The 581-nt window shown below is 71.8% G+C and carries 1 protein-coding gene; it reads right to left on the reverse strand.

The genetic code is table 11. From position 1 onward, the window contains the following. A partial coding sequence (locus tag HL189_RS22505; RefSeq protein WP_369135963.1) for a methyl-accepting chemotaxis protein occupies positions 1 to 581 on the reverse strand: 581 nt, incomplete at both ends.

Below are 581 nucleotides of genomic sequence, written 5' to 3' on the forward strand. Positions count from 1 at the left end.
GCGGTCTGCTCCTCCACCGCGGAGGCGATGGTCAGCTGGAAGTCGTTGATGCTGCCGATCACCTCGCTGATCCCACCGATCGCGCCGATCGCCCGGGTCGTGTCGGCCTGGATCGCCTCCACCCGGCGGGCGATGTCCTCGGTCGCCCGCGCCGTCTCCTGGGCCAGCTCCTTCACCTCGTTGGCGACCACCGCGAACCCCTTGCCGGCCTCACCGGCCCGCGCCGCCTCGATCGTGGCGTTCAGCGCCAGCAGGTTGGTCTGCTCCGCGATCGAGGTGATCGTCTTGACCACCGCGCCGATCTCCTGACTCGAGGTGCCCAGCTTCTCGATCGTCTCCGTCGTCGCCTGCGCCTCGGTCACCGCCTGCGCCGCCACCCGCGCCGCCTCGTTCGCGTTCTGGCTGATCTCCCGGATGCTGGCGCCCATCTGCTCCGCGCCCGCCGCCACCGTGGCCACGTTCCGCGACACCTCCTCCGCCGCCGCCGACACCACACCGGACTGCGCGGAGGTCTCCTCCGCCGACGCCGAGATCTGCGCCGACGAGGCCGACAGCTCCTCCGACGACGCCGCCACCGCATC

Origin of the sequence: Modestobacter sp. I12A-02662 (assembly GCF_041028325.1) — a bacterium.
Taxonomy (GTDB): domain Bacteria; phylum Actinomycetota; class Actinomycetes; order Mycobacteriales; family Geodermatophilaceae; genus Modestobacter.